We start from the raw sequence: 5576 nt of genomic DNA on the forward strand, positions 1-5576 counted from the left end.
GGACCGGAAGTGTTCACGCCCGGCCAGTCCGGCGCGGTGTCGCCCCTGGGCGCGGCGCCGGTCAACATCACCATCATCGCTCAGGGGCAGACGCTTGAGGGCGTCAAACGCTCTGAAAGCCAGATCGCGGCGGCTGTGGCGCGCGCCGTACAAAGGGGAGGGCGCCGGTTATGAGCGCGTTTCATGATGTGCGCTTTCCCCTCTCGATCGGGTTGGCGGCGCGCGGGGGCCCCGAACGGCGCACCGAGATCGTGACGCTCAATTCAGGGCGCGAAGAACGCAATGCCGTCTGGCGCGACTCGCGACGGCGCTGGGATGCGGCGCCCGGCGTTCGGTCCCAGGCGGATCTGGCGCGGCTGGTTGCGTTCTTTGAGGCGCGGCTGGGGCGGTTGCACGCCTTTCGGTTCACAGACCCCTTTGATCACGGCTCGGCGGGGCCCGGCGCGGCGCCGGGGCCGCTTGATCAGGTGATCGGAACCGGGGATGGCGCGACGGATCGGTTTCCACTTCTCAAAGCCTATGGCGATGGCGCCGGACGCTGGGACCGCCCGATTATGCTGCCCCAGACCGATAGTGTTCGCGTGGCGCTCGACGGCGTTGAAACCCCGGTCAGCGTCGAGCCCGGCGGCGAGATCGTCTTTGACGCGCCGCCGCCCGACGGCGCCCTGATCACGGCGGGTTTCCGCTTTGACGTGCCGGCCCGGTTCGACGCCGATCAGCTGGAGGCGAGCCTTGAATCCGGCGCCGCGATAATCAGCTCCGTGCCTTTGATCGAGGTTCGGCTTTAGGGCCGGATGTTTCCCAGCTTCTCCCCGGCTTTTCGCCGGGGCTTTTTTTATGGAGGCTCGTGATGATCGAGATTCCGCCCGAGTCGCAGGCGCGGCTGGATGCGGGGGTGACCACGCTGAGCTGGGCCTGGATCCTGACCCGCCGCGACGGCGCCCGCTTTGGCTTCACCGACCATGACCAGATACTGCAAGTGGATGGCGTAAGCTGCGAACCTGCCTCAGGTTTCAGCGCCGGCGATTTGCGAAGTGAAACGGGATCAGCCCCCGCGCGCGGCGCCGTCTTCGGGCAGCTCGACAGCGGCGTGATTACCAAGGACGCCATCAAGGCGGGCGCCTGGGACGGCGCCGCTTTGGCGCTCTATCGGGTCGACTGGTCAGATCCGACGCTGAACTATCGCGCCTTCACCGGAGAGCTGGGCGAGATCCGCTATGGCGATCAGGGCTTTGAAGCGGAAGTTTCAGGCCTGTCCGCGCGTCTGAACCGCACGATCGGCCGGGTGTTCTCGCGCCAATGCGACGCCGAGCTGGGCGATGAACGCTGTCAGGTCGATCTGGCCGCATTGGGACGCCGAGTGAGCGGCCTGCTGGCGGGACAGATCACCCGGCGCGCTATTCGGATAGAGGGGCTGGACCCGGCGCCGGGTGACGCCAGTGTTTTCTCTGAAGGCGTGCTGTCCTGGACAGCTCAGCCATCCTGGCCGGACCAGCGCATCGTCACGGCGCGCGCGGACGGGACCGGGCTGATTGTTGAACTCGACAGCGCGGCGCCCGCCGCCGAAGCGGGCGAGGCGCTCAGGCTGACACTCGGATGCGACAAGCGCTTAGAGACCTGCAAGGCGCGCTTTTCCAACGCTGCGAACTTTCGCGGCTGTCCGCACATGCCCGGCAATGACGCCCTGATCCGTCCGGTGAGCGCGCGCTGATGACTGAGCTGGAACACCGCTCGCGCATCCTTCGCGAAGCGCGAAGCTGGACTGGCACGCCCTATCATCACCAGATGAGCGTGAAGGGGGCGGGCTGTGATTGCCTGGGCCTCGTGCGCGGCGTCTGGCGTGCGCTTTATGGTCCCGAACCCCAGACCCTGCCGCCCTATACGCCTGACTGGGCCGAGCGTAGCGCGCGCGATCTTCTGAGCGAGGCGGCGGCGCGCTGGTTATCGCCTGTCGAGATCGTCTCGGCGGCGCCGGGCGATGTGGTGCTGTTTCACTATTCCCCGAACGGCCCCGCGCGCCATTGCGCCATTCTCAGCGCGCCGGATCGCATCCTGCACGCCTGGCGCGGTCAGCGCGTGTGCGAGACCGCTTTAGGGCCTTGGTGGCGCCGGCGGATCGCAGGCGCCTACGCCTTCCCCCTTTGCTAGAGCGAGGATCTCATGGGTCAGCTTCTCCTGTCCGCCGCCCAGCAGGTCGGCGCGTCATTCCTGCAAGCAGGGGTGGGCTCGCTGGTTGGCGGCCTGTTTGCGTCAGACCAGCAAGGCCCGCGTCTTGAGAGCTTCAGCGTCCAGACCTCGACCGAGGGCGCCTTCGTGCCGATCGTCTATGGCCGGATGCGTCTCGCCGGGCAGGTGATCTGGCTGGGGCCGGTCACCGAAACCGCCAGAACGCGCAGCGCCGGCGGCGGCAAGGGCGGGCCTGAGATCACCGAGTATGAGTATGCCGCGAGCTTTGCGGTCGCCTTGTGCGAAGGTCCGGTGTCCGGCGTCGGACGCATCTGGGCGAATGGCGAATTGCTGGACCATGACGCGGCGGTGATGCGGCTTCATACCGGCGCGCCCGATCAGGCGCCGGATCCGTTGATCGAGGCGGTGGAGGGCGCGGCGCCCGCCTTTCGCGGCCTCGCTTACATGGTGTTTGAGGATTTCCCGCTCGACGCCTATGGCGCGCGCCTGCCCAATTTGAGCTTCGAAGTGCTGGGCGCGGGCGAGGATCAGGGCAATGAGCCGCAACTTGAACACCTGGTTCAGGGCGTGTGTCTGATCCCGGCCTCGGGCGAGTTCGTCTATGCGACAGAGCCGGTCTATCGCCAGTTGCGCGAAGGCGAGGAGCTGGCCGAGAACGTTCACACCAGCCGCGCGTTCACCAATCTTGAGGCGGCGCTGGATGACTTGTCCGCGCGCCTGCCGCAGGTCAGATCGGTGGCGCTGGTCACCAGCTGGTTTGGCGATGATCTGCGCTGCGGCGCTTGCCAGATCCGGCCGGGCGTTGAGACGCGCGAGAAAACCACACGTCCGCTGGACTGGTCGGTAGCAGGACTGTCCAGAGCTGACGCGCATCTGGTGTCCCAGCGTGATGACGCACCGGTCTATGGCGGCACGCCGTCTGATGAGACCGTGATCAGTGCGATCCGGGCGCTCAAACAGCGCGGCTATCAGGTCACGCTGTATCCCTTCATCCTGATGGATATTCCTGAGACCACGCGCGGCGACGACCCTTATGGCGCGCCCTATCAGGCCGCCTATCCCTGGCGAGGCCGGATCAGCTGTGCGCCCGCGCCAGGTTTGCCGGGCTCTCCCGATCAAAGCGCGCAAGCGAGCGTGCAGGTGGATGGTTTTTTCGGCTACGTGCGCGCGACGGACTTCCAGGTTGCAGGCGATGCGGTGCGCTATACCGGCCCTGCATCTGATTGGGGATTTGATCGTTTCATTCTGCACCATGCCGCGCTGGCGAAAGCGGCGGGCGGGGTGGAGAGCTTTCTGATCGGGTCGGAAATGGTCGCGCTCAATCAGGTGCGCTCAAGTCGCACGACCTATCCCGCCGTGACGCGCCTCAAAGCCTTGGCGGCAGAGGCGCGGGCGCTTCTGGGGCCGTCGGTCAAGCTGTCTTATGCGGCGGACTGGTCTGAATATTCCGGGCATGCGCCCCGGGACGGCAGCGGGGACCGCCTGTTTCATCTCGATCCGCTCTGGTCGGATCCCGACGTGGATTATGTGGGGCTCGACTGGTACGCGCCCTTGTCAGACTGGAGGGACGGGGAGAGCCATGCCGATGCGGCCTTCGGCTCGATCCATGATCGCGCCTATCTCAGCGTCAATGTCGAGGGCGGTGAAGGCGGGGAGTGGTATTACGCGTCGGACGCCGACCGTTTGAGCCAGACCCGGACGCCCATCCTTGACACGGCCCATGGGGAGGACTGGATCTGGGCGTATAAGCGCCTCGCGGACTGGTGGTCCAATCCGCATCATGACCGGGTGGGCGGACACCGTGCGGCGACGCCCACAGGCTGGGCGCCGGGCGCCAAGCCGATCCGCTTTGTGGAGCTCGGCTGTCCGGCGGTGGACAAGGGCTCGAACCAGCCCAATGTCTTCCTCGACCCCAAAAGCGCGGAAAGCCGGGCGCCGCGTTTTTCCACCGGCGCGCGTGACGACCTGATCCAGCGCCGGGCGATCGAAACCGTACTCGATTATTGGGCGCCCGAGCAGGGCCGCAATCCGGTCTCGCCGGTCTATGGCGGTCCCATGCTGGATATGGAACGCAGCCATGTCTGGTGCTGGGACGCCCGGCCGTTTCCTGAATTTCCCGCCCGCAGCGATATCTGGAGCGATGGCGGCAACTGGCGGCGCGGGCATTGGCTGACGGGGCGGGCGGGGCAGTCTTCGTTGAGCGCCGTGGTGAAAGACATCGCCCGCCGCGCCGGGCTGGACGCGCTGGACACGCGCCAGATCGACGGCGTGCTGGCGGGCTATGTGATCAACCGTCCGCAACGGGCGCGTGATGTGATCGCCAGCCTGGGCGCGGTGTTCGGCTTTACGCTGGTGGACCAAAGCCGGGGCGCGGCCTGTCTGCCGCTGTCTCCGGTCAGCGCGCCGGTCATGCTGGAGGTCGATCAATTGCCCGAAGGGGCGGACGGCGCCGTCTATACCCGCGCGCCGTTGGAGGACGCCCCCGCAGACGCCCGGCTTACGCTCATCGGTGATGAAGGCGATTATGCGCCCGCCGCCGTCAGCGCGCGCGGGCTGGACCATGTGACCGAGGGTCTGATCTCAATTCAGGCGCCGATCCTGGCTGATCGCGGTTTGGCGCAGGGCTGGGCGCGTGATCTTCTGGCGCGCGCCCGGACGCAAGGGGAAAGCCTGAGCGCCGCCCTGCCGCCCTCGATGGCTCGGCTTGAAGCGGGCGACCCGGTGCAGATAAGCGGCTCTGACAGCCCGCTTTGGCGGCTGGATGCGCTGGAGGGTGTCGCGTCGCGCACAGCTCAGCTCGGCCCGGCGCTGGGCGGGCTGGCGCCGGTGGCCGGGCCGGAACCGCAAATCCCTGCGGCGCCGGTCGCGGCGGGACGCCCGCTTGTGCGTTTGCTGGACCTGCCCCTCGGCCCGGATGAAGACACGCCGCGCAACGGGCTGCTGGCGGCGGTGTGGAGCCAACCCTGGGCGGGAGCGGTGCAGCTTTATGCCGGCGCTGATCTGGAAAGCGCGCAGGCGCGGTCACGCGTGAACGCGCCCGCACAGACCGGCGTTTTACTGGACGATTTGGCCGCCGGCCCCGAGGGACGCTGGCGTCAGGACGCAGAGGTACGTGTTCGGCTCTATGACGGCGCCTTTGAAAGCCGGTCGCGCGTTTCGGTTCTGGCCGGCGCCAATCAGATCGCGATTGAAACGTTAGACGGCTGGGAAGTGATGGCGTTTGAAACCGCATCGCTCGACCTGGACGGCGCCTGGCGACTGACAGGGTTGTTGCGCGGTCTGGGCGGCTCGCTGGCGCCCGGCGCCTCTGCGGGCGCCAGCGTGGTGACGCTTGATGGCGCGCTGGGCATGCTGCCGGTGACCGATGCGGAACGCGATGCGGCGCTGTC

Annotated in this window: 4 protein-coding genes; all 4 read left to right on the forward strand. The window is 67.2% G+C overall.

Annotation, left to right across the window (positions count from 1 at the left end; all coding sequences use genetic code 11):
• Window positions 1-170: 170 nt before the first annotated feature.
• Window positions 171-788, forward strand: a complete 618-nt coding sequence (locus tag B3M53_RS02755) for a DUF2460 domain-containing protein (RefSeq protein ID WP_273019563.1) — start codon at window positions 171-173, stop codon at window positions 786-788.
• A 62-nt stretch (window positions 789-850) separates the two neighbouring features.
• Entirely contained in the window at window positions 851-1711 is an 861-nt protein-coding gene (locus tag B3M53_RS02760) for a DUF2163 domain-containing protein (RefSeq protein WP_273019564.1), read from the forward strand.
• The gene (locus B3M53_RS02765; RefSeq protein ID WP_273019566.1) at window positions 1711-2148 is read left to right on the forward strand and encodes an NlpC/P60 family protein; all 438 of its coding nucleotides are present in this window, start codon (window positions 1711-1713) and stop codon (window positions 2146-2148) included. The genes B3M53_RS02760 and B3M53_RS02765 overlap by 1 nt, the downstream gene beginning before the upstream one ends.
• 12 nt (window positions 2149-2160) lie before the next feature.
• On the forward strand, window positions 2161-5576 hold a 3416-nt coding region (locus B3M53_RS02770; RefSeq protein ID WP_286799604.1), incomplete at its 3' end, for a baseplate multidomain protein megatron.

It is taken from the genome of Oceanicaulis sp. UBA2681 (assembly GCF_002354675.1).
Taxonomy (GTDB): Bacteria; Pseudomonadota; Alphaproteobacteria; order Caulobacterales; family Maricaulaceae; genus Oceanicaulis; species Oceanicaulis alexandrii.

Excerpts from the sequence above, each read along its gene's own strand:
- B3M53_RS02755 (WP_273019563.1), top strand. The coding sequence starts at position 171 with ATGAGCGCGTTTCATGATGTGCGCTTTCCCCTCTCGATCGGGTTGGCG.
- B3M53_RS02765 (WP_273019566.1), top strand. The coding sequence starts at position 1,711 with ATGACTGAGCTGGAACACCGCTCGCGCATCCTTCGCGAAGCGCGAAGC.
- B3M53_RS02760 (WP_273019564.1), top strand. The coding sequence starts at position 851 with ATGATCGAGATTCCGCCCGAGTCGCAGGCGCGGCTGGATGCGGGGGTG.